The organism is Allofustis seminis DSM 15817 (genome assembly GCF_000374325.1).
Lineage (GTDB): Bacteria > Bacillota > Bacilli > Lactobacillales > Carnobacteriaceae_A > Allofustis > Allofustis seminis.
The window spans coordinates 82,189-107,790 of the sequence record NZ_KB894080.1 but is presented as its reverse complement, the minus strand read 5'-3'; the positions used below and the strand labels follow the sequence as shown (position 1 = coordinate 107,790).

Sequence of the window (25,602 nt, the reverse complement as noted above, 5' to 3'; positions counted from 1 at the left end):
AAGGCTTAATATTAAATGTATATAAAAAATTCAATCTCTGCTATATTAATCGTTGAAAACGGTTTTATGTAATGTTACTATTAATGCGAAATAGAACTCTAAAAGGAGGGTCGAAAGGTTTTATTGTAGTAAGTATAAAAATAGGAGGTAAATATTGTGAAACAGATGAAAAAAGTTTTTAAACTGATGATAGTAGCAGTCGCATTTTTGATTGCACTTCCTTACAGTTTAGTAGAAGCTTGTACAGGTTTCATTATTGGAAAAGATCTAACGAAAGATGGCTACACAATTTTTGGACGTACAGAAGATTTGGAAGAGCATCATAATAAGAACTTTGTTATCATTCCTGCTCAGACATATGAAGATGGAGAAGTCCTACATGACCGCGAAGCCAATCAAACATACAAACATGCAAAAGAAGAATATGCCTATTATACATTTTATGATGGCGACCGTAACTCACTTTACGGATTCTATGGTGAACATGGCTTTAACGAATTTGGCGTAGCAATTACTGCGACCGTGTCAGCTAAATATAATGATAAAATTAAATTAGTTGATCCATATGTTTCAACTGGTTTAACAGAAGCAGTAATGACAAACTTAGTCTTACCACGTGTTAAAACTGCTCGCGAAGGTATCGAATTCATTGCCAAAACGATTGATGAAGTCGGTGCAAAAGAAGGAAATATCGTAGTGATTGCAGATAAGAATGAAACATGGTACATGGAAATCTTATCTGGTCACCAATATGCTGCAATTAAATTCCCAGATAACAAATTTGCAGTATTCCCTAACACTTTCTATCTTGGCGCAATTGATGACTTTAAAGAGGAAGACATTATTATTTCAAAAGACTTAGTGAAAACTGCAAAAACTGCCGGAAGCTATGTTGAACGTGATGGCAAATTCCACGTTGCTGCTTCCTATGCACCACCAATTGATGACCGCAACCGTTCACGTACTTATGCTGGAATTAAAAACTTAGATCCAACAAGTAAAGTAACATATGAAGATGATCTCTATGAATTACTACAATCACCAACCGATCCAAACAAAAAATATACAGTAAAAGATGCAATGGCTCTTCAAAGAGACCGCTTCGAAAATCTAGACAAAAAATTCGTTCCAGATGATCTAAAAGGAAAAATTTCACTTAAACCAGGTGAAGAATATAAATATTCACTTGGAAATAAAAATGTCATGGAAGCACATATCTATGAAATGCGTAAAGATATCCCAGCAGAATTCGGCGGTGTCTTATGGGTAGCAATGGACGCTAGCCGTAATAATGCCTACATTCCATTCTATGGCAATATGAAAGAAACACATAAATCATTCCAAGTCATGAATGTGAACTATGATCCTAACTCATTCTATTGGGTTGCTGATAACATCGACAATATGGCAAGCTCCTTCCCAGATCTATTTGGTAACACAATTCAAGAAATGTGGAAAGAATATGAAGCTGAAGCTGCTGAAGAATTAGCAAAACAAAATGCTTATTATCTAGAAGCACAATTAGCACCAGATCATGCTTCTTTTGAAGTAACAAAAGACGCTTTAGAAAGAACTGAAAAACTGTTCAAGAAAATGAAAGCTGTCGAAGCTGAAATGGAAGCTAAAATCAAAGAAGCAGGCAAACCTTACAAAAAATTTGAAGATGGCGAAGTACCACCTGTCTTCAATGAAGTCAAAGAAAAAGAATTTATCACAGAAGAAACAGAAGAAGTTCCTGACCCCGCAGAACAAATTGAAGGTAAAAAAGTACGTATTAAATCCGTCTTGAAACATGGTATCAAATATGAAGTTAATCCAGATGCTCCAATTGGACGCGATAAGATTAAACAACAAGGTGTCGATGGTTCTATGGAACGCGTTGTTGACAAAAATGGCGACCAAGAAACAGTATTAGAAACTGTTAAACATGAACCTTCTGTTCCACAAATTATCGTAGTTGGAACAGGATTAATCACAACGCAAACGATTCCAGAATATACGGTCATTGATTTCGAAGTAGAAACAATTGAAGATGACACTCTTGAAAAAGGTAAGACAGAAATCGTTCAAGAAGGTAAACCTGGAATGCATGTCGTTGCTACACGTTATTACAAATTGAATAACAAAGACTATAAAGAAGAAGTTGTCTATGATGGTGTAACAACTGAAGCAGTCAAACAAATTGTTAAAGTTGGTACAAAAGTTGTTGAAGAACCAACCCCAGCTCCAGAACCAAAACCAGAGCCAGCTCCAGAACCAGAGCCAAAACCAGAACCAAAACCAGAACAAGGTAAAGAACAAAGCAAAGGCGATAGCAAAAAACTTCCTAAATCAGGAATGGATATGCTAAGCCCACTTGCTGCTTCTGGTATGATTCTTGCAGGACTTGGTGCATTATTTGAAGAACGCAAACGCAGAAATTAAGATAAACGTTAAAAACTAGTTGTCATAAACAACTGTAAAAAGGCAGTGTCAGTAATATCTCTGACATTGCCTTTTGTTATGCTATTTTGCTCTAAAAAAGATATAAAGTAATTTGCTTTTAAACAATGGATTATGCTATTCTTATGAAGTGAGTAATATGAATCTATTACTCTCCTTGCTCAAACTCATGATGAGATTGGGCCACTAGACCAAAAGGAGGTGCAGTCGAAGATGGAAGCAGTAAAATACGAAATTTTATATATTATTCGTCCGGATCTTGGTGAAGAAGGCAAAAAAGCTTTAGTTGAACAATTTGATACGATTCTAAAAGATAACGGAGCTGAAATTGTTGATTCTTCTGACTGGGCAACAAAACGTCGATTAGCTTATGAAATCGGTGGTTATCGTGAAGGAGACTATCATTTAGTAACATTCACGACAACACAAGCAGAGCCAATCAACGAATTTGAACGCCTAGCATTAATCAATGATGATATCTTACGTCATATGGTTGTTCGTTTGGACCATTTAAATAACTAATTCTATCAAATGTTTCACGTGAAACATTAAGAAAGGAGCCACAATAATGATAAATAATGTGACATTAATTGGACGCTTAACACGTGATCCTGAATTCTCACAGACAGGAAATGGTGTATCTTTAGTACGTTTTTCCTTAGCAGTTGAGCGTAACTATACTAATGCACAAGGAGAAAGAAGCACAGACTTCATTAACTGTGTAGCCTGGCGAGGACTTGCAGAAACTATTTCTAAATTAACAGTAAAAGGCTCTCTTGTAGGAATTACTGGTCGTATTCAAACGGGTAGTTATCAAAATAACGAAGGTCGTACAGTTTATACGACAGATGTAGTAGTTGATAATTTTCAAATATTGGAACCGAAATCAGTCACTGACCAAAGACGTCAAGATGCAGGCCAAAGTGGTGGATATAGCAATAATCAATATGCAAATCCAGCAAGTGGCAATAATTTCGGCGGCAACAACTTTAATCATGCACAAAATGGACAGAACAATGTAAATAACAGTCCTTTTTCTGGTGCAACAAGTTTTCCAAATAATCCATTTGAAAAAAATGACGATATCACAGATATTTCAGATGATGATTTACCATTTTAAGCAAAATGGAAAAATAATAAGAATTTAAGATTCTCGTATCAAAGGAGGAAACATCATGGCTTTTCGCGGAGGACGCAGAAGACGTAAAGTTGACTTTTTTGCAGCTAACCATATTGAACACATCGATTATAAAGATGTTGATCTATTAAGACGTTTCATTTCAGAACGCGGTAAAATCTTACCACGTCGCGTGACTGGAACAGGTGCAAAAAACCAACGTAAATTAACTCGAGCTATTAAACGTGCTCGTATTATGGGTCTGTTACCATTTGTAGCAGAAGACTAAACAATCATTTAAAAAACAATAAAAGACAAGCTAAAAGCTAAGGAGATATTCACTCCTTAGCTTTTTTATTAATGACTGCGATATAATGATTACATTTATATATTTTATAAAGAGCAGGTTCTTTTAGTAATGACCACAATAATCTTTTTAATAATTAATATCTATTGATAGATTACGCTTCAAAAAAATATAAAATATGATAAAATTCATTTGAAATTATGCAATTTAAATGAAAGCGTTATTGTTCCACGTGAAACATTTAAAAAATAACAACAATCGTCCTTTTTATTTTTAAAAGATTGTTTCACGTGAAATATTGTAAATAAAAAATGGAAACACTTGTTGAACCTAGTAACTGTAAGCTATCCATGTTAAAATAAGAAAGACAAATCATCATCTAAAGAGGAGCTATTATGAAGTTATTCGAAAACCAAGCGGGCAGACCGCGACTGTTAGAAGATAATGAGATAAAAAGCTACCTGGCCATTATTGGTGTATTACTATTGGTATTAATTGCTACTGGCATTTTTGCTAATAAATGGGCAGGCTTATTTCTTGTGGTCTTAATATTAGCGATTGTTGTGACGTCCCATCGCTTTATTACTACTTATTTAAAACGATTGAATGATTATATATTAGATCTATCATATCGCATAAAACGTGGCGAACAAGAAGCCATTATCCAAATGCCGATTGGAATTTTGATGTATAACAATTTTGGCGAAATTCAGTGGATCAATCCTTATTTACAGTCGCAATTATCAGTTTCTGTTCTAGGGAAAGAAATGAAAGAAATTCATCCTACAATTGGTGAGCAGCTACAAAAGCAAATGCACTCAGAAGGGGAAGAGTCGATTGAGTCTTTTATTATAGAGTGGAATGGGAAACAATATGATGTCAGTATTCATAATGATGTTCAAACCATTTATCTTATGGAAGTTTCAAAATATTTAAAAATTGAAGAAGATTATCAGATGTCGCGTCCTGTATTTGGCTGGTTGAATCTTGATAACTATGACGAGATTGTTAAAGGCCTAGATGACCGCGATATTTCAGAATTCGATAATATTGTGACAACTTATCTTTCAAATTGGGCACATGAACATCAAGTCTATTATAAGCGACTGGCAGATGATCGTTACCTTCTATTGCTCCAATATGGTGAACTAAAAAAACTTCAAGAAGAAAAATTCAGCGTTATCGAAAATATTCGCAAACATACAACGAAGCGCAATGCGCCATTGACGATCAGTATTGGAATTGCCTTTGGAAATACGAATTTTATTGAATTGGATGAGATTGCCCAACGCAACGTCGATCTAGCGTTAAGTCGTGGTGGCGATCAAGCAGTTATTCGTGAAGTGGGTGGAAAACCAACCTTTTACGGTGGTAATACGAACCCTATGGAAAGACGAACACGTGTTCGGGCGCGTATGATCAGTGAATCCCTTCAACAAGAAATGAAACAATCAGAGACAACTTATGTTATGGGACATCGCTACCCTGATATGGATGCCATCGGTTCGGCACTAGGTGTGGCTCGTATTGCCAAGATGATTGGCCAAGAGTGTAAAGTCGTCATTGATTATGATCATATTGGACTTGATATTCGCAAATTGATGAAAGAAATTGAAAAATATCCTGAAACTTTAGCATATTTTATTTCAGCAAAAGAAGCAGAAAAAGCAATTACTGCAAAAGATCTTATCGTATTAGTCGATCATCATATGATTTCGCTATCGATTGCCCCTCAACTCTTTAAGAAGAATAATCGTTTCGTTGTCATCGACCATCATCGTCTGGGACAAGAGTCTGAAGTGGAGCCGATCTTTGCTTATATTGAGCCTTATGCTTCTAGTGCATCCGAATTGGTGACGGAATTTTTTGAACATGTGCCAGTTGTGGGTGTGAGCGGTATTAATCGAATTGAGGCAACGGCAATGCTTGGCGGAATTATCGTGGATACGAATAGTTTTAGCTTAAGAACAGGATCGCGCACGTATAATGCTGCCAGCTATCTTCAATCAATGGGTGCAAATCCAGCACTTATCCAACGATTGCTAAAAGAATCGCCAGAAGATTATTTCAAACGAAATGAAATTATTGAAAAAATGGAAGAAGTGACTCAAGGAGTCGTTATCGCTTGTGGTAAATTAGATCAAATATATACACAAGTCATGGCAGCACAGACAGCAGATACGATTTTAACGATGGAAGGTATCGAAGCGGCATTTGTGATTGTCCCATTAAAAGGTGATAAAATAGGAATTAGTGCGCGTAGCCTAGGTGAATTGAATGTACAACGTGTGATGGAAAAAATGGGCGGCGGCGGTCATCTAACAAATGCGGGCGCACAACTGGAAGATACATCCATTACAGAAGTAAAAACAACGCTCATTCAAATACTGACTGAAAAATAAGACAGAAAGAAGGAGCCATTATGGAAGTTATTTTATTACAAGATATTAAAGGAACAGGCAAAAAAGGTGATATTGTTGACGTTTCGACAGGGTATGCACAAAATTTTCTAATCAAAAAAGGAATGGCACAACAAGCCACCAATGCAGCACGTGGTGAATTAAAAGCAAAACAGCGTGCACAAGCAATTGCAGAAAAAGAAGCAAAAGAATTGGCCGAAAAAAATAAACAGCGCTTAGAAGAAGAACCAATTGAAATCAAAGAAAAAGCGGCAGAAGATGGTCGCTTATTTGGATCAGTCACTACAATGAAAATTGCTGACGAAATAAAAAAACAACGCGGCATTAAAGTCGATAAACGTAAAATCGAACAAGCTATGCCAATGCGTGCAGTTGGAACACAGACAGTACGCATTAAATTGCACAAAGATGTGGAAGCAAAAGTTACGGTTCGTGTATTAGGTGTCGAAAAATAAACAAAGACAAGCCCCTTTAGCCAATACGTCAAATGCTAGTGAATGTGACGGTTTTGAGGGGCTTTTATGTCATGTAATTATGGTATGATAGACGATGAAGTCAAAGCGAGGGAGAATAATATGGAATTTAATGCAGAGCGTATACCACCGCAAAATATTCAAGCAGAGCAGGCCCTTTTAGGCTCCGTCTTACTTTCGGCGGAAGCTTTGGTGCAAGCGCAAGAATATGTCTATCCCGGTGATTTTTATCGTCAGGCACATCGCTTAATTTTTGAAGCAATGATTACATTAAATGAGCAAAATGAAGCCATTGATTTGATTACATTGGTGTCTTATTTGGAAGAAAGAGGCCAGCTTGAACAAGTGGGCGGACCGAGCTATCTAGCTGAACTTGCCGATATGGCGCCTACTGCAGCTCATGTGGAACATTATGCAAAAATAGTAGAGCAACGGGCTATTTTGCGCCGATTAATTCAGGCATCAACTGAGATTATTTCACAAAGTTATGATGAAAGTGCAGACGTTCAAGAATTGCTAGATGATGCAGAACGTAAGATTATGGAAGTTTCTTCGCATAAAAAACGTAATGGTTTTGTGAAGATTGAAGAGGTCTTACATGAATCATTACAACAAATTGATGAACTTTATCAGCACAACTCTACCATTACAGGACTTTCAACAGGTTATAAAGCATTAGACCAGATGACCTCAGGCTTGCATCCGGATGAATTAATTATTGTCGCTGCTCGACCAGGTGTTGGGAAAACAGCTTTTGCACTAAATATTGCGCAAAATGTTGGCACTCGCACAGACGAAACGGTTGCAATCTTCAGTTTGGAGATGGGAGCCATTCAACTAGTGAATCGAATGCTATGTGCAGAAGGCTTGATTGATGCAGGAAGAATGCGCAATGGTCAACTATTGCAAGAAGAATATGAGAAATTAATCATTGCTATGGCGAGCCTCTCAAAAGCTAATATCTTTATTGATGATACCCCTGGCATTCGTATGTCAGAAATTAGAGCAAAAGCACGCCGTCTGATGAAAGAACAAGGAAAATTGGGACTGATTATCATTGACTACTTGCAATTGATCGAAGGAAGTGGGCGAGAATCACGTCAACAAGAAGTATCTGAGATATCGCGTCAACTCAAAAAATTGTCAAAAGAATTGCAAGTCCCTGTTATTGCACTCTCTCAGCTATCACGTGGAGTCGAACATCGTCAGGATAAACGTCCAATCTTAAGCGACTTACGTGAATCTGGAGCAATTGAACAAGATGCGGATATCGTAGCCTTTTTATATCGTGAAGATTATTATCGTCCAGAAGAAGATGAAGGAGGCAATATTCCAGAGCGTGAAACAAGCGATGCCATTGAGGTCATTATTGAGAAAAACCGTTCAGGTGAACGTGGCACAGTGGAATTATTATTTATTAAGCATTTCAACAAATTCAGCTCCATTACACGCTATGATAAAAATGATATTCCACCAGAACGCCATTGAGCATTATTAGAGCATAAATAAAATGCAGACATATTCATAAGATATGTCTGCATTTTTTATTTGTAGATTTATTGAAAATGGCGCGGTGTTCGTTTTAAATCGGCTTCAATCTCGGCAATGGTTTGTTCAAGACGTTTTTGGCGATCAAGTGCTAGTTGTTGTTGCTGGCGGACTTGCTCATCAGCTTCTATATAAGAAGTCTTAAAATCATTTACAAAATCACGTGCAAAAGCATCAACTTCCCATGCCAATTCATTGAGACCTTGTTTTAAATGTTGGCGCAACTGTTCTCCTTTTTTAGGTGCAAAGAGTAGTGCAGCAAAACCGGCCACTGTAGCGAGTGTGAGTGCTTGACCAACTGATAATTTTTTCATGGTATTCTCCTTTAACATGGTCATTTATTTGAAAAACGCGCTTTTTGTTTTTGGAAAGTTTTTTTGAGGGCATATGTGAAAATTTTCCAAATGTGCGGTGTTTCATCTTTTATTTGCTGGATCATTGATTTGGAAACTTTTACCACAAGACGTGGCAACACTTCATTTAATTGATCGAGTGAATGTTGCAACTCTTTTTGTTTTGTTTGGAAATGTTGCAACGACAAGGTGTCTGATTGAAGTGTCTTTTGTAAACACGCTATTTTTTGTTTGAGTTGTTTTAATTTTTCATTTTGAAATTGTATTTCTTGCGTGAAATGATGAATTTCCAGTTGAGTTGATGTGGCAAGTTGTGTAATTTGCGTGATGACGGGTTGAATTATTTTTTTAGATTTGATGCATGAAATGATCAATATCATAATACTTCCGCCCACTAATAAAAGACTGATCCACTGAATGCTAGACATCTTACCCCTCCTCCTTGAATCTTCTCCTTTTAGAATACCATATGGCTATTCAAATATAAAATAATCGTACTCTTTAGCATCCATTTTCCGAACAAAGTCTTCTCATCTTTGCGAACATTACAGTCTTAAGGTATAATTAGGTATTGAGATAAGAAAATAAGTCTAAAGATAGCGGGGGAAAATTAATGAAAAAAATATTAGTGGTCGATGATGAGAAGCCAATCTCTGATATTATAAAATTCAACCTCGAAAAAGAAAGCTATGAGGTCATAACGGCTTTTGATGGGGATGAAGCGTTGGAAAAGTTCCAGCAAGAGGATGTGGACCTGATCATCTTAGATGTTATGTTACCTAAACGTGATGGACTAGAAGTGTTGCGCGAAATTCGTAAAACAAGTGACGTGCCAGTCATTATGGTAACCGCAAAAGAACAAGAAATTGATAAAGTACTTGGTCTTGAGATGGGAGCAGATGACTATGTTACGAAGCCATTTTCCAATCGTGAATTAGTGGCGCGTGTCAAAGCAAACTTGCGCAGACAAAGTGTACGCATACAAGAAGCAAGCGAAAAACCAACTGCAGAAGAAATAGTTATCGGTGACCTAGTTATTCATCCTAGTGCCTACTATGTGTCAAAGCGTGGTGAAATGATTGAATTGACACATCGCGAATTTGAATTGTTGCACTTTTTAGCGTGCCATGTGGGCGAAGTTATTACACGCGAGACATTGCTTGAGAAAGTGTGGGATTTTGATTATTTAGGAGATGTGCGAACTGTCGATGTTACAATTCGCCGTCTGCGTGAGAAGATTGAAGATAATCCAAGTCATCCAACATATATTATTACACGCCGCGGAGTTGGCTATTATCTAAGAAATCCAGAAAGTTCAGAAAATTAACATTAAAAATTGAAATATTTATAAAATTTGCAAGTAAGGAGTAGCTCGATGATTAAGCGCATAATGGGATCTATTAAAATGAAAATAACAGTCGTGATCGTCTTGACGTTCATGTTTGCGCTGCAATTAATCGGAGCGAATTTCATTACGCAGACAGAAAAGAAATTGATTGGGACATTTCAAAGCGATCGCCAAATGCAGATGGATTTTTTGAAAAATAGTCTGTCCCCCATTTTGGAAGAACATACGCAAGAAAAAAAATTACCAGCCCATGAATTGACAGCTCAAGAAGAAATTAATCAATTGCTATTAGATTTTTCGGGCAGCGGTATTACAGAAGTTTTTGTCGTCGACCGTAACTTTGTGATACTAGGCACAAGCGATAATATTCAAGAATCAACGGTTGGAAAGATTTCTAACGATCAAGATTTGCGTAAGTCTGTCATCCAAGGTCAACAGACGGCAAAACAAGTGATTGATCAACAATTAAATGCAAGACGCTGGAAAATTGTTTCACCTGTCGAAACAAAAAAACAACCCGGTGAAATTATTGGAGCAATTGTGATGGAAAGTGATATCGAGACTGTCTACACTCAAGTAAGTGAGATTACATGGATGTTTTTGAGTTCGAGTTTCATCGCTATCATTTTGTCGGGCATTTTAGCGAATTTTGTTTCAAGTGCTTTGACAGAACCAATTAAAGAAATGCAGCTCCAAACGAAAAAAATTGCGGATGGAAATTACTCTGGTGAAGTAACTGTCTACGGGCATGATGACTTAAGTGTGTTAGGTATGTTAATTAATGACTTATCCAATGAGGTGGAGTCTGCCCAGAAAAGTGTCGATGCAGAACGCCGACGTCTAGATTCTGTTCTATCTAACATGACAGATGGGGTCATTGCAACCAACCGCCGAGGAAAAGTGGTCGTTGCCAATGCGATGGCGGCACAACTTTTAAATGTTGAACGGGCTGATTTGCTTGATCATGATATTTTAGATGTGCTTGAGTTGAATGATCAGCTAGAATTAAAAGATTTATTCAAACAAAAACGTGATGTCCTTATTCGCCGCAAAACAGCACGCGGGACCGTCTCCTTGCGTATATCTTTTGCACTCATTCAAAGTAATCGAGGAATTATTAATGGGACTGTCTGTGTTTTGCATGATGTGACTGAACAGGAGCAGATTGAAGCAGAACGTAAAGAATTCGTTTCTAACGTGTCCCATGAATTGCGGACGCCATTAACATCTATGCGCAGCTATATTGAAGCATTAATTGATGGTGCTTGGAAAGATGAAGAACTTGCACCAAAATTCTTAGAAGTGGCTCAGTCAGAAACGGACCGTATGATTCGTATGATTCAAGATTTACTCCATTTGTCACGCATTGATTCTGGACGCAGTGAGTTGGATCTAGAAATTATTGATATGAATCAGATGTTGACGCAGATTATTCAACGTTTCCGCATCTTGCTAGATTCTGAAGAATATAAAGGCAAAAATTATCAAATAAAAGAAGAAATTGTTGATGAGATTGTATTTGCTGAAATTGATCTGGACCGCATGACTCAAGTCATTGACAATATTATTAATAATGCAATTAAATATTCTCCTGATGGGGGAACCATCACAGTACGTATGGAAACGATGAATCAGCATGTACTTATGTCTATTCAAGATGAAGGAATGGGAATTCCAGCAGAAGATTTGGATAAGATTTTTACCCGTTTTTATCGTGTGGACCGTGCACGCAGTCGTGCTATGGGTGGAACAGGTCTAGGCCTTGCGATTAGTAAGGAAGTTATTGCGCAACATGGCGGTCAGATTTGGGCTAAAAGTATCGAAGAAAAAGGAACGACTGTTTATATTGATTTGCCTTACATTCCTTTTGAAGATGAGGAGTGGTAGTGATGAATAATCGAGCCAAACTGAGAAAAAGTATTCTAATGGTGTTAGTATGTTTAAGTTTTGTGCTATCTGCTTTGCTATGGACGTCTGGTAATACATTTTGGGGTGTGGAAGAAAAAGCTAAAAATACCGACTCTTCCACTAAATTAGCAGCACCTTCTATTGTGGAGCATCAATTGACAGATTTTTATCAGCCTATTTATTATATTGCTCATCATGCAGGAAATCAGGGCATTGGGCAAGCCATTGTAGATGGCGAAAGTCAAGCAAAAATTGACCAATTTCTAACAACTGCAACCTTTGATCGCATTCTAGAGGAAGAGGAACTTACGCATACCCAATATGCTGAATTAATACAGGCTGGGACATGGTTAGAACTCGTTTATGATGATGTGTTGCCTCTTGGAATTTTTAAAGAGCGCTTTGAAAGTGTATCCAAAGATTGGAGCGATTTTACGTTTGATCGTATGCTTATTTCACGTACCGATCCCGCGCTACTTTATTTCTATAATGAGTCGCAAAAAGTTGCTGCATCGCTTAAGGCATTGAAATTTGATGTGACTGCATTTGAGAATTTAGTGACAGAATCAGCAGCGGAAGGTGTGCCCGTTTTTTCGGCAACACTTAAAGACTGTAGTGTCTATTTACCCGTTCATACGCAAGATATCTCACATAAAAGTTATATTATTGAGAAGTTACCGAATAGTATTTATATGAATTATTTTTTCCCTGATACCTCAATGGTGGATTCGCGCACAACCAAAAATATTACGCGCTATATTGATCTAACAAAAGAAGTAAGTATCAACCAAGAAACAAATATATTGACATTTTTAAGTCAAAAATCAACAACGGAAATTAGCAGCTTGACCGATCGCTTTATTCGAAGTTTTGAGATTGTCAATGATTTGGAAAATTGGCAAGATGATATCATTTATCATATGTATGATGCAAAAAATGAACGCATCTCTTTCTTACGTTATATTGGCGATTATCCTGTATTCACGGCCTCTAATAATGAATCCATGATAGAAATTAGTATCGAAGGCGACCAGCTGTCGCATATTTTGTTACCTCTTCGTTTTATTCAGACACCGATTAATATTCAGTCTGCGGAACTAGAAGAGATTCCAAGTGGCTTTACAGTATTAGATGATTTAAGAGATCATGGCATTGTTGTTACTGAAGAAGTCGAAAAACTTACCATTGGCTATACGTGGAAAGAACGCGATGAAAATCAAAAAGTTATTGATCTAATTCCACAGTGGTATGTATGTGCACATGGCAAATGGCAACCGCTGGAGTCCTTTATTGCCGAAAAGACAGGAAGTGAGGTTGCATATGAATTTTGAGAAAGTTGAGCGTATTTTTATTATCGCTTTCGTATTGCTGAATATCTTCTTATTCGTCAGTTATGTGAATCGGCAAAATTTGCAACATATTTCGCAAGACTCCAATCAAGTGGACATTTTAAAAGAGATGGAAAGTGCAGGCATTGAAGCCCCTAAGAAATTAGCTACCGAAACAGAGCAACAAAAATTATTTTCCATGCAAGCGAATGCCAATGAATTGTTGAAAAATAAACAGGAAGAATTACGCAATCAAGCAGGAAATATTAGTGAGGAAGGGAGCCTGTATCGCAGTTTGCTTTCAGACCCGATCATCCTTCAAGGAACGCCCGAAAAAGGCTTCACCAAAGAAGATACAAAAAAATTAAGCGAGATGCTGATGACGAGTCTTTTTTTATTTGGTGAAGAGTATATGTATTCCCATTATGATGAGGTTTTGAAGCAATTTGTTTTTTATCAAAAAGTTGATAATATTCCAGTTGCAGATGGCACTAGCCAGATTGTGATGAATGTCAATGATAAGGGGCAAGTATTCTCTTATGAGCAGACTTATGCTGGGCCAATGAGCAAACAAGGTAAGCCTTTGACAATTATTTCGGCATTGCGTGCAGTTGAGATTTTATTTATTAATAATCAATTACCTAGCGGAAGCAAATTATCCATGCCCGAGTTAGCATATCGCCGCAGTCTGCACTTGGAAGATTTAAGTATGTATACCCCAGTGTGGATTGTAACGTTGACCAATGAAGCGGGCGAAAAAAATAATCTACGTGTCGATGCTGTCAGTGGTACAATCTTGCGTGATGAAACCGCAACAAAAGCTGAAGAAAATGAAACAGAAGAATAAAAGTATCAAGACCAAAAATAGACATGGACGATTGAAGGAGACTTTTTTGTGATTCAACCAAATAACCAAACCGGACTGCACATTAGCATTCTTGCAAGTGGCAGTACGGGGAATGCCATTTATGTGGAAAGCGAAAAAACAAAATTACTTGTTGATTGCGGCTTACCAGGCAAAAAAATACATGAACTTTTTAACCAAATTGACCGTTCTCCCGATGACTTAGATGCGATCTTAGTCACACATGAGCATGCAGATCATATTAAAGGTGTAGGTGTATTAAGTCGGCGACATGATTTAGATATTTATGCTAATGAAAAAACATGGGACGCGATGGCACCTAAGATTGGCAAAATTGCTAAAGAACATCAAAATCATTTTCAGCGTGGGCAATTAAAAACAATTGGTGACATTGATATTTTGAGTTTTGGTGTATCCCATGATGCAGCTGATCCACAATTTTATGCCTTTCAAAAAGATAATGAACGCTTTGTTATTTTGACGGATACAGGATATGTTAGCGATCAGATGCGTCATGAATTGAAAAATGCAGATGCTTATTTGATGGAAAGCAACCATGATGTACAAATGTTGCGCATGGGACCTTATCCTTGGCATCTCAAGCAGCGCATCTTAGGGGATAAGGGACATTTATCCAATGAAGAGAGCTCGCTGGCTATGGCGGAAATGATCGGCGACCGTACGAAACGTATTTATCTAGGACATCTGAGCCAAAAAAATAATATGAAAAGTGTTGCCCGTTCTACAGTTGAAGATATCTTGCTTCAAAAAGAAACGGGCGTCAATGAGAAATTTTTCCTTTATGATACGGATCCAGACGAGGCACAGCCCTTATTCAAACTCTAAGCATAGCTAATAAATGAAAGTCTGACCGAAAAATTTCATAATCTTTAATAGAATTTAACTTTTTTAAGTTATGATAGAACGCGTAATAGATTGTGAGAGATGAAAGGATGATTTCGATGAAAAGTAAAAAAATGATGTTAAGTACAGCTGCAGCTACGCTATTGTTGCTTGCTGGTTGTACCCCAAATAATGCCAATAAAACAAAAGATGCTGAAACAACTAAAAAAGAAGATCCTGTCGAAATTAGTAAAGAAGTTATGGATGTATCGACTGCAATTACTGAAGCTGTCCAAAAGACGGAAGGCGCTGTTGTTTCAATTATTAATTTGAAAGAAATGGGTAATTATGGTCATTCTTGGCTTACAGGCGGGGCAGGAGAAGAGGATGAAGAAGAATCATCACTACAACCTGCGGGAACAGGAAGTGGCGCTATTTATAAAATTACTGATGATCGTGCATATATTTTTACGAATCATCATGTTATAGAAGGTGGCGATTCGGTCGAGGTTTTATTTGATGATGGGCGTCATGTCGAAGGAAAAGTCGAAGGTGCCGATGTATGGACCGATTTAGCCGTTATCTCAATACCTGCTGAAGGGGTCAAAAATAAATTAGAATTTGGCGATTCAGACAAAGTGAAAGTTGGAGAACCAGCCATTGCGATTGGTTCACCGCTTGGTACTGAATTTGCCTCGAGTGTTACAAGTGGTATTATTTCGGCAAAAAATCGTACCCTTCCTGTCGATACTGACCACGATAAAGAGCCCGATTGGGAAATGACAGTCTTACAAACAGATGCAGCTATTAACCCTGGCAACTCTGGGGGCCCACTCATTAATATTGAAGGTCAAGTTATCGGCATTAACTCGATGAAGATCTCTGTCAGTGAAGTTGAAGGAATGGGTTTTGCTATTCCAAGTACTGAAGCCATTGCGATTATTCGTCAATTAGAAGAAAAAGGTGAGGTCGTTCGTCCAGCACTTGGCGTGTCAATTGTTGATCTGCAAATGGTTTCTAAAAGATTCCGCGATAATGAATTGAATCTTCCAGATGATGTGCGTGAAGGTGTATTAATTACGCAAACTAAAAAAGGTGGTTCAGCTGAAGCGGCAGGCTTACAAGCGGGCGATGTGATTGTTGAAATGGGCGGCGAACCTGTTGAAAATAGCGTCGATTTACGTCGTAGCCTCTACCAATCAAAAGTAGGCGATGCCATTGAAGTAACTTATTATCGCAGTCAAGATAAAGAAACAAAAACAGTAAAATTATTAGATAAATAAGAATAAGGACTAATCGAGCAAGTCTGCTTTAATCGATAAACAAAAGCAGTACTTATCCACTCGATTAGTCTTTTTTATGGCATTCATTTCCATTAAAATAGAAAAATAACTAAAGTTATGCACAAATGCTGTGGAAGATGCAATGTTGATGAAGTAAAATGTGGATTTGAACATGTGTTTGTGGATAAGTTGGTGGAGAAGTGCATAACTATCCCCTTTCTTAAAAATAATTATCCACATCATCATTAAGCAATAATTTGTTATCAAATTGTAATATGAATAAAGCGTGTGGTTATGCGCTTTATAATAAAATAAAAGAAACAGAAATCTGTGGATAAGATGTGCATAACTTTTTAAATATACGTTCCCTTTACGTGAAAAGCCTTGAAATTATCGGCTTTATTAAAAATGAGTTTTCCAAAACTGTGGAAATGTGGATAACTTTGGGGATAAAAAGAGAGGATTTAAGGGCAAATGATGAAAATATTGTGTATTGTGGTGGGAAAGCTAAAAGAGGACTATTTATGTGCAGGTATTGCTGAATATACAAAACGCCTCCGTCCTTATTGTCAGCTTGAAGTGGTCGAGATTCCAGATGAACCAACACCACAAAATGCGAGTGAAAAAGAAGAAAGACAGATCAAAGAACGTGAAGGTGCAAAAATTATTGAAAAAATTCCCGAGCATAGCTATACCATTGCTTTAGATTTACATGGCAAGATGCTTACGAGTGAAGAATTTGCCCAAATGTTGCAACAGCAGCAAGATTTTGGAAGCGGTCATATTACACTTATAATTGGCGGTTCATTGGGACTAAGTGAGGCGGTAATAAAGCGTGCAAATGATAAGATAGCGTTCGGACGATTGACCTATCCACATCAGCTGATGCGTTTAATTTTGCATGAACAACTTTATCGTGCATTCAAAATTATGCGTGGTGAGCCCTATCATAAATAAGTGGTGCATAAATATTCTGATGCCTTCAAAAAATGACACTTTCCAAAAAGTGCAAAATTCATGTATAAAATCAACATTTTGTGTACTTTTTTTATACATAAAAGATAATGAATCAACTGTTTTTTACTGTTATGATGGAGAGGAACAAATAAAGGAGGAAATTGGGAATGAAAATAGGATTATTAGAACCCTTACGTGTGCCAGATACCCTTATTGAGGAATTGGCTGCCCCATTAAAGGAAGCAGGTCATGAATTTATCTACTATAATGAAAAGACAACGGATGTGAATGAATTAGCCAAACGTTCAAAAGACTTAGATATTGTCATGATTGCAAACAATCCTTATCCAAAAGAAGCATTTGAAAAAGCAACCCAGTTGAAATTAATTAATGTGGCATTTACAGGTGTTGACCATGTGGATGTGAAAGCAGCTGCTGAAAGAGAGATTCTCATTACAAATGCTGCAGGCTATTCTAATACTGCAGTGAGCGAGTTAGTGATCGGTTTAGTGATCGATTTGTATCGTCAGATTAGTGCAGGTGATGAAGAAATTCGTGCCGACAACTTCCCAGGGCCTTTCCAAGGAAAAGAAATCAAAGGCAAAACAGTTGGCATTATTGGAACAGGAAATATCGGTTTACAAACGGCGCGTCTATTTAAAGCATTTGGTGTAGAACTTATTGCATATAGCCGTAGCGAAAAAGAAGAAGCTAAAGCATTAGGCATAACTTATATGTCTTTAGATGATGTTATGGCAAAAAGTGATATTATCTCAGTCCATCTTCCACAAAATGAAGAAACAAAAGGTATGATCAGCCGCGAAAAAATTGCATTAATGAAAGACACAGCACTACTTATTAATTGTGCGCGCGGTCCAATTGTTGACAATCAAGCATTAGCTGATGCACTAAATGAAGGTCAGATTGCTGGAGCAGGCATTGATGTATTCGATATGGAGCCTCCTCTTCCAGCAGATTATCCATTGCTCCATGCTAAAAATGCACAACTTACACCACACGTGGCTTATTTAACAGATGAAGCGATGGTCATTCGGGCACAGATTGTATTTGCAAATACAATGGCTTTCATAGAAGGTCATCCACAAAATATTGTCGGTTAATGATAAACAATTAAAGAAAAACGTTCGCTTAAAATCGCGAACGTTTTTTTGATGGGATAATAAAGATCATTAGTAGCAGACGATCTATCCATGAATATTATGCCTCTACACTCGAAAGAGGACCATTATACCTCAGTGCGTGGCAATGTTAGATTTAATAAAATACCAACGATTGCACTCAAGCTTGTTCCTGAAAAAGTGATCCATCCTAGATCAAATACTGCACCACCCAGTCCAATCACGAGCATAGCACTGGCAATAATCAAATTACGCGGTTGTCCAAAATCCGTATGATCTTCAATCATCACTTTCAGACCATTGCTTGCAATAACACCATAAAGCAAAATGGAGATACCTCCAAGCACAGCAGTTGGAATACTGGAAATAAGTGCTGTAAATTTACCTAAAAAACTTAAAGCGATTGCAAATAAGGCTGCATTTCGAATAACATAAACACTTGCAATCCCAGTCATTCCAATAACACCGGTATTTTCGCCATAAGTTGTATTGGCTGGTCCACCGATTAAAGCAGAGAAAGCAGTAGCAAGACCATCGCCAGCTAATGTTTTTTCAAGGCCAGGATTTTCAAGGAAGTTTGTGCCACAAATCTGACCTAAGACCGTATGATCACCGATATGTTCGGCACCTGTTACTAGAATAAGTGGGATCATCGCAAAAGCTTCTGGTCCGAAATAAAGCGTATAAGAATCAAAAAGGTGTGTAGGAAAAGGGAAGATGAGTGATGGAAATGAGAGCCATGGGGCCTCGATAATTGGCGTAAAATCGACTAATCCAAGGCATGCACTTATGATATATCCCCCGACAATTCCAACTAAAAAAGGAATGATTTTTAAAAAGCCTTTTGCTTTTGTATTGATAAGGGCAGTAATAATAAATGTCATAATGGCAGCGACCATCATGCGCCAATCGCCACCTACGATAAAGCCAGCATTTTGGACGGCGCTAGCAGAAAGGGATAACCCGATGACCATAATCATAGGCCCAATGACAATAGGGGGTAGCAATCTTGTGATCCATTGGTTGCCTACTTTTTTTATAAGCAGTGCAAGCACTAAATAGCCTAACCCTGCCATGAAGATTCCAGTTTGAGCAGCCGAAATATCGCCTCCCATCTGCTCCATTGCAATTTGCATAGCACCAATGTAAGCAAAGCTGCTGCCAAGATATACAGGAACTTTTTTATTGGTCACCCATTGATAGATGAGCGTGCCAGCACCAGACGCAAAAAGAGCAACAGATACAGGCAATCCTAATAGTATAGGTACCAATATTGTTGCTCCAAACATTGCAAATACATGTTGAAAACTAAGAAGTAATCCTTTCGCCCATGTGGGTTTCTCGTCAATTCCTAAAATAATGTTGGATTGTTTTGACATTGTCATCTTCCTTTACTAAAAATTAGCTCAGGCATCATTTACCACAGCCACTCATGTTGGTTGAAAAATTCACCTGAAATATCATAGCAACTTCCGGCATGCTTGACAACTCATAAGCACAAAAAAAGAATAAATCGCTCATAAAAAAGCCATTTATTCTTTAATAAATGCTAGTGCCAAGGGGGTAACCAGTCTTTTAAGAGATGTTCGAGGGTATCTTTCATTGTTTCATAAGTAGTCTGAGCATGATGAGTCGTCTGTTGGGTCGTTTGAATTGTTGAAAAAAGAGTACTATTTTGTATGAGCATATCTTTAGCAATGACCAAAAAGCGGTAGCCAATGCGGTCAATTAGGGCACGATCCTGTGCATTGAGTGCATCGAAATGAGATTTGAAATGACGTAAAAAAGTAAAAATATCATCATCAATCTCATTGAAAGAAGCATAGCCCATTGATTTTAGCATCTGGAAGAGTACTCGATAAAAGGCTAAAATCTCATCTGGTTCAAATTCTTGTGCCCATTTTTCGTAGGTGTCGTTGAATGTGTGGCTCCAAGGACTAATATCATTAGCACGCATTAGTTGACAATATGTGGCATCAACTTTCCAAAAGCGCAAATTATGTTGAAAGACTGAAAAATTATAACTTGAAATAATATCAGGTACCACAAGTGGGCATAAACGGCTGCCCACAATGGCCGCTTCAGGAATATAATGCTGTGTTTTGTGGCATAGTGGATGGTGATGCAACTTTTTGGCAAGATCTGGAGCAAGTCCAGGTCCATCAAAATTCATAACTTTTTTTATGCAATCTGTTGAAACTTTATGGGGCAAGGGTAATAAGGCACTGGGTGCATCATTATAGTCCGACAAAAAAGCCGCAAATAATGCTAAATGTCCCCCTTTAGAATGTCCTGTAATCACAAAAGGTCCAGGCAGATTATTAAAAATGTCTGCCAAATATTCAAGTGCCACGCGATGTGCAGGAACGGATGGTTTCATTAAAAGTGTTACATTTTCCATCCAGGAGATGAAAGATGCATTTGATCCGCGAAATGCAACAAATTGTTCAGGCACACCAGGTAATATAAAGACGAGTGAGGAATAGTCCATCTCTTGTTTGGGTGCTATTTTTGTTTGGATTAAGCCAAATTGCACATGCTGATAACGCGGTAAATGCGCTAAGACTTTTAATAATTCTTGCCGATATTCTGTTGCAACGAGATGATTTTTCAAGTAATAATCTTTTGGCTTTTTGCAAAATTCATGATAAATAGTTTGCACGCTTATAAAAAGTGGGTGCTTTTTATCCGTTGTGAGCCATTTTCGTGAGGGCGGGGCTATCTCTTTTGCATAAGTGAGGGACGGCACCCACAGCTCAAATGGCAAGTAAGAAATATCTAAAAGAACCATCATATCCATCTCAGTATAGGGACAATCAATAAATGATAGATGCCCAACTTCTTTTACATAATCCATGACAGTTATCATCTGCTAATCGCCCCCTTTTAGTGCATCGACCATATTAATATGTTTGAGTTTGCGGTGGACGATAAACATTACAAGAGTCGCAAAGGTAAAGGTTAATAGAGCAGACATCGCATAGCTTTGCCAAGAAATATGGCGACTGAAGCGCATCATATCCACTTCGGTCGTTCGGATGAGAAAACCATGCAATAAATACCCGAACCCATATCCAGCCACGATACCCATCAGTGTAAGAAAAATATTTTCACGGTAAATATAGGCTGTAACTTCGCGATCATAAAAACCGAGTACTTTAATGGTGGATAATTCACGAATACGTTCAGCTACATTAATATTGGTCAAATTATATAAGACAGTAAAAGCCAAGAGGGCAGCAGAGATGACGAGTACATGAGTAATAATATTTAGACTGTCAATTGTATCTGTGAATGAGCGTTTCACATCATTCAAGTTTGAAATGCCCATAATGGCAGGTTGTTTGAGCAATTTTTCGCCAAATTCCGTTGCACTCAACTGTTTTGTATCATATTGAATAAGTTTCAGATTTGGCTCAGCAGGTTGATTTGTGATTTCAGTATATGTTTCAGCAGTCATATATAAGAAATGCCCAAGATAATTTTCGGCAATGCCTGAAATTTCAAACTCAAAGCTTCCACGATCGGTCGATTCAATGGTCAATGTGTCGCCTGCTTTTATGCCTAAGAGTTCGGCCAATTTCGTTGTAATATAGATGGTGCCATCAGTTAAAGGCAGTGGTTTTTTTGTTTTAGAATCTTGCAACTGAATAAAAGCGGGCAGACGCTCTGGTTCTTGGACTGCATAAAGTGTTACTTGTTGGGTATTCATGCCTTTTTTTTCTGTTTTGGCAGTCATTGTTGTAATGGAGAGCGTGTCTTGAATGGCTTCTTCCGACTGCAAAAAGTGTTCCAAAGTGGCACGATCTGCCTCATCAGCTTCTTTTAGTGCTGCAATTGCTTGATAATGACTAAGTTCATCAAATTGTAAATTTGGAATATCAATGACCGAATCACTCAGTCCAAATCCTGTTAAAATAAGCCCGCAGCTACCTGCCACACCGAAAATCGTCATTAACATACGTGTCTTATAGCGGAACAAATTGCGGAATGTTATCTTATAGTTGAAACTTAATCGCTCCCAGAGTGGTGTAATTTTTTCGAGCAAAATACGTTGCCCTTCTTTTGGCGCTTTAGGTCGCAATAATTGTGCAGCACTTAAACGAAGCGAATGTAATACTGCAAGCAGCGTTGCAAAAACAGTTGCTAAATAACTTGCAAATAAAGCGGTCGCTGTAAATAGTGGATAAGTATCCAGTTGTATGTCTGGCAGATTATAAAGCGAACGATAACTATTATAAATGAGCTGTGGAAAGAGTGGATAACCGATAAAAAGCCCCATAGCAGCGCCTAAAGTAGTCGCTAAAAAAGCATAAACAATAAATTTGAGGGCAATTTCTTGGCGGCGATAGCCCATTGCTTTCATAATTCCAATATATTCTCGTTCTTCATCCACCATACGTGTCATTGTAGTTAGCGAAATCAAAATAGCAATAAAAAAGAAGAAAATAGGCAATACACCTGCAATAGCATTAATACGCGCGGCATTATCTTCATATTCAGTATAGCCTGGATTATCGTCGCGATCGTTGATGATGTAGCGAACTGTTGGAAGATCTTTAAGCAATGCTTTGGCATCGTTAAGTTTTGCTTCATTTTCTGCTATTTCATTTTCGGCTGCAATGGATTGACGTTCAAATGTTGCTTTTTGTTCATCAAGGGTTGCTTTGCCCGCTGCCCATTTTTCTTCTTGGGCTGCTAGATTCGCTTCCGCTGCTGCAATTTGATCGTCAAAGAGTGCAGATTGTTCTATTAATGTCTGTTTTGCTATACTAATTTTTTGCTCTTGTTCGGCGAATTCATTTGCTTTGGCCTCGAGCTCTTTTTGCTTTTGTGCAAGATTTTTTTCGTTAGCTTGGAGTTGTGTTCGCAATGCTTCAAGTTGCTCTGGGGTATAGCCGTTAAGTGCTTGACGCTTTGCTGCTAACTCTGCTTGTTGCTGGTTAAGTTGCTGCTTGGCATCCTCCAGTTGTTGGCGCGCCTGATCCAGTTGCTTTAATTGTTGTAAGATTTCACTACGGGTAAATCCATGGAGTTGGTCGACTCCTAGTTGCTCCATCTGTTTTAAAAATGCTGTCAGTTGCGGACGTTTTGCTTCTTTTTCATTTAAGCTTTTTTCATTTTGTGCCAATTCTTCTTGAGCAGCAGCGAGTGCTTCTTCTCCTTCGGCAATTGCTTTTAAGCCTGCTTCCAGTTGAGTTAGTTCATCACTTTTTTGCTCTAAGAATTGTGCAGCGGCATTCCATTCATCTTTTCCTTCTTGGAGTTTTATACGTCCATCTTCTAAGCGGTCAGCACCACGCTGCCACTCATCCCATGCATCATCCAGTTGTTGGCGCCCCGCTTGTCTTTTATTATTCAATTCAATTTGCCCAGCATTTAATTGGTCGCGGGCATCTTTTAACTCTGCTTCAGCTTGTATTAATTTCTGGCGTGCATCATCTAGTTCAGTGCGTGCTTCTTGTAGGGCTTCCTCGCCTTTTTGAATTTCTTCTTCCAATGTGCCACTTATTTCATCTTGTTTATCGGCGGCACGACGCTCCAGTTTTTGCTCTAAAAGCTCAATAAAATCATCACGCCGATCTTTGTAAGATGTGCTATAGGCTGCTTCATGCATGAGTTGATCTAAAGTGAAATAAACATCTGTATAACGTTTGGTATCGAACGCTTCTGGTAAAATAACCGCGAAGGCATTTAATTTTCCTCCACCAACAAGTGAATTGCCACGTGTAGGCTCTTCAATAAATAGAGGCGAGCGAACGAAGCCGACCACTTGAAAAGTATGTTGCGTTAACAAAAGTCCTTGAGTCATATCAGCGGATGCAAATTCTTTGTCATCGGATATCTTCTCATGAGTAGCTTTAACAAAATCATCTGCAATTGTTATAGTGTCTCCTAGTTCAAATTGCGCCGCAAAATGATGTGCATCATCTAGGGCAATCTCATGGGGGGCTTGAGGTAAGCGTCCAGCAGAGATATGATAGCGATTGATTGAATGATCAGAGGAAACGTCAGCCAAGCTATAAAGGCGCACTGTTTGTTTTGTTTCTTCAAAAATAACATCTTGTGTTATTTGCGGTGTGAGTTTTCCGCCACCATTTTCATCTAGAATGTCTTCAATGGCTTCTAGATCGTCTGCTTCTAGACCAATTGTTGAGATGACTTGACCGTCCATTAAATTTTGTTCACGGTAATATTTATTGGCAGTTGCTAGCATATCGGGTCCTGCAGAGCGAATGCCCACATAAAAAGCAACACCAATTAAAATAATAAATAAAATGGCTAAAAAACGACTGATGGAATGGCGAATTTCACGAAAAGTATCTTTCCATAATGTTCGTTTCACGAGCATTCACCTCCTCTTTTCAATAAATGTCATCGGATCTATAGATAGTGTATGTGCAAATAGATGTATATAATGCCTCACATTATTTAGCTGCAATGCTATAGATTTTTATCTGATTACCATGATAGGTCAGTAACGGGGACAGGATGCTCTTGTAGCTGAATATTGCGAACGGTTGCATTGGAGATTTCAATGATGCGATCTGCCATTTTTGCAATTTCGCGATTATGTGTGATAACGACTACGGTCATATGATAGTCAATATTAGCTTGTTTCAAAATATCCAAAACGCGAATGCCTGTCTTAAAATCAAGTGCGCCTGTCGGTTCATCGCAAAGTAGCAATTTTGGACGTTTGACTAGACCGCGTGCAATGGCGACACGTTGCTGTTCGCCGCCTGAGAGTTGTGCTGGGAAATTATCCAAACGATGGGCTAATCCTACAGCGGTCAACACTTGAGTTGCCGATAAAGAATCATTTGATAATTCAGCGGCCATTTCAACATTTTCTTTAGCTGTCAAATTCGGAATGAGATTATAATTTTGGAAGATAAAGCCGATATCATTGCGCCGATAGGTTGTACGTTTAAGGTCATCAAATTCAGCAATATCAACTCCATCAATTAGAATATGACCTGCACTAGGACGATCCATTCCGCCAAGGAGGTTCAGCATGGTTGTCTTTCCTGCACCACTTGGTCCTACAATGACACAAAAATCTCCTTCTTTGATAGTGAAATTCATATTCTCGTTAGCAACGACTTTACGTGCTCCCTCGCCAAAATAGCGTGCAACATTTTTCACTTCTATGAAAGACATAGCCTTCACCTTCTTTTTGTTATTCTACCCTTTCATTTTACCATAGACCGCTTGAAAACAAGTAGTAACACGTTGACATTTCCTCTAAAGGGCCTTATTTTCTCTTA

General features: G+C 38.1%; 21 protein-coding genes. 15 read left to right on the top strand and 6 right to left on the bottom strand.

What is annotated here, in order from left to right:
* The first annotated feature begins 165 nt into the window (after positions 1-165).
* The 7 genes from C231_RS07620 to dnaB all read left to right on the top strand — a co-directional run bounded on the left by C231_RS07620 (position 166) and on the right by dnaB (position 8,247).
* Complete coding sequence (locus C231_RS07620; RefSeq protein ID WP_245533371.1) at positions 166-2,424, top strand: C69 family dipeptidase; 2,259 nt, start codon at positions 166-168, stop codon at positions 2,422-2,424.
* 231 nt (positions 2,425-2,655) lie between these two features.
* Complete coding sequence (rpsF, locus tag C231_RS0102470) at positions 2,656-2,964, top strand: 30S ribosomal protein S6 (RefSeq protein WP_018659064.1); 309 nt, start codon at positions 2,656-2,658, stop codon at positions 2,962-2,964.
* Between the two features lie 46 nt (positions 2,965-3,010).
* Positions 3,011-3,562, top strand: coding sequence for a single-stranded DNA-binding protein (locus C231_RS0102465; RefSeq protein ID WP_018659063.1), 552 nt, complete (start codon positions 3,011-3,013; stop codon positions 3,560-3,562).
* 55 nt (positions 3,563-3,617) lie between these two features.
* Positions 3,618-3,848, top strand: coding sequence for a 30S ribosomal protein S18 (gene rpsR / locus C231_RS0102460; protein WP_018659062.1), 231 nt, complete (start codon positions 3,618-3,620; stop codon positions 3,846-3,848).
* A gap of 413 nt (positions 3,849-4,261) precedes the next feature.
* Positions 4,262-6,268, top strand: coding sequence for a DHH family phosphoesterase (locus tag C231_RS0102455; RefSeq protein WP_018659061.1), 2,007 nt, complete (start codon positions 4,262-4,264; stop codon positions 6,266-6,268).
* A 20-nt stretch (positions 6,269-6,288) separates the two neighbouring features.
* Positions 6,289-6,741 (top strand): 50S ribosomal protein L9, encoded by a 453-nt coding sequence (gene rplI / locus C231_RS0102450; protein ID WP_018659060.1) that lies wholly within the window; start codon positions 6,289-6,291, stop codon positions 6,739-6,741.
* A 120-nt stretch (positions 6,742-6,861) separates the two neighbouring features.
* Positions 6,862-8,247 carry a replicative DNA helicase gene (gene dnaB, locus C231_RS0102445; protein WP_018659059.1) on the top strand — a complete coding sequence of 462 codons (1,386 nt, stop codon included), beginning with the start codon at positions 6,862-6,864 and terminating at the stop codon, positions 8,245-8,247.
* 68 nt (positions 8,248-8,315) lie between these two features.
* Here the strand turns inward: dnaB and C231_RS0102440 are convergent, their stop codons facing one another.
* Both C231_RS0102440 and C231_RS0102435 read right to left on the bottom strand, forming a co-directional pair.
* On the bottom strand, positions 8,316-8,621 hold the full coding sequence (locus tag C231_RS0102440; protein WP_018659058.1) for a YtxH domain-containing protein: 306 nt from the start codon (positions 8,619-8,621) through the stop codon (positions 8,316-8,318).
* A 20-nt stretch (positions 8,622-8,641) separates the two neighbouring features.
* A complete protein-coding gene (locus C231_RS0102435; RefSeq protein WP_018659057.1) occupies positions 8,642-9,088 on the bottom strand; it encodes a hypothetical protein in 447 nt (148 codons plus the stop codon).
* A gap of 185 nt (positions 9,089-9,273) precedes the next feature.
* On the opposite strand from C231_RS0102435, the gene yycF reads away from it, so the two are divergent.
* The 8 genes from yycF (at position 9,274) to C231_RS0102395 (ending at position 18,313) form a co-directional block, all read left to right on the top strand.
* Entirely contained in the window at positions 9,274-9,987 is a 714-nt protein-coding gene (gene yycF / locus C231_RS0102430; protein ID WP_018659056.1) for a response regulator YycF, read from the top strand.
* A gap of 48 nt (positions 9,988-10,035) precedes the next feature.
* Positions 10,036-11,895, top strand: coding sequence for a cell wall metabolism sensor histidine kinase WalK (gene walK, locus C231_RS0102425; RefSeq protein WP_018659055.1), 1,860 nt, complete (start codon positions 10,036-10,038; stop codon positions 11,893-11,895).
* Positions 11,896-11,897: 2 nt separating this feature from the next.
* Positions 11,898-13,247, top strand: a complete 1,350-nt coding sequence (locus C231_RS0102420) for a YycH family regulatory protein (protein ID WP_018659054.1) — start codon at positions 11,898-11,900, stop codon at positions 13,245-13,247.
* A complete protein-coding gene (locus C231_RS0102415) occupies positions 13,237-14,091 on the top strand; it encodes a two-component system regulatory protein YycI (RefSeq protein WP_018659053.1) in 855 nt (284 codons plus the stop codon). Before C231_RS0102420 ends, C231_RS0102415 begins: the two co-directional genes overlap by 11 nt.
* A gap of 48 nt (positions 14,092-14,139) precedes the next feature.
* Positions 14,140-14,955: an MBL fold metallo-hydrolase gene (locus C231_RS0102410; RefSeq protein WP_018659052.1), complete on the top strand. Its 816-nt coding sequence runs from the start codon at positions 14,140-14,142 to the stop codon at positions 14,953-14,955.
* A 116-nt stretch (positions 14,956-15,071) separates the two neighbouring features.
* Positions 15,072-16,235, top strand: a complete 1,164-nt coding sequence (locus C231_RS0102405; RefSeq protein ID WP_018659051.1) for a S1C family serine protease — start codon at positions 15,072-15,074, stop codon at positions 16,233-16,235.
* Positions 16,236-16,712: 477 nt separating this feature from the next.
* Complete coding sequence (gene rlmH, locus C231_RS0102400; RefSeq protein WP_026314312.1) at positions 16,713-17,192, top strand: 23S rRNA (pseudouridine(1915)-N(3))-methyltransferase RlmH; 480 nt, start codon at positions 16,713-16,715, stop codon at positions 17,190-17,192.
* Positions 17,193-17,359: 167 nt separating this feature from the next.
* Positions 17,360-18,313 (top strand): 2-hydroxyacid dehydrogenase, encoded by a 954-nt coding sequence (locus C231_RS0102395; RefSeq protein WP_018659049.1) that lies wholly within the window; start codon positions 17,360-17,362, stop codon positions 18,311-18,313.
* A gap of 125 nt (positions 18,314-18,438) precedes the next feature.
* Here C231_RS0102395 and C231_RS0102390 read toward each other — a convergent pair whose 3' ends face one another.
* From C231_RS0102390 to C231_RS0102375, 4 genes are all read right to left on the bottom strand, one after another.
* Entirely contained in the window at positions 18,439-19,710 is a 1,272-nt protein-coding gene (locus C231_RS0102390; RefSeq protein ID WP_018659048.1) for a uracil-xanthine permease family protein, read from the bottom strand.
* Between the two features lie 170 nt (positions 19,711-19,880).
* On the bottom strand, positions 19,881-21,200 hold the full coding sequence (locus C231_RS0102385; RefSeq protein WP_018659047.1) for an Mbeg1-like protein: 1,320 nt from the start codon (positions 21,198-21,200) through the stop codon (positions 19,881-19,883).
* Positions 21,201-21,203: 3 nt separating this feature from the next.
* On the bottom strand, positions 21,204-24,677 hold the full coding sequence (locus tag C231_RS0102380) for an FtsX-like permease family protein (protein ID WP_169333934.1): 3,474 nt from the start codon (positions 24,675-24,677) through the stop codon (positions 21,204-21,206).
* Between the two features lie 116 nt (positions 24,678-24,793).
* Complete coding sequence (locus tag C231_RS0102375) at positions 24,794-25,495, bottom strand: ABC transporter ATP-binding protein (RefSeq protein WP_018659045.1); 702 nt, start codon at positions 25,493-25,495, stop codon at positions 24,794-24,796.
* Positions 25,496-25,602: the final 107 nt, after the last annotated feature.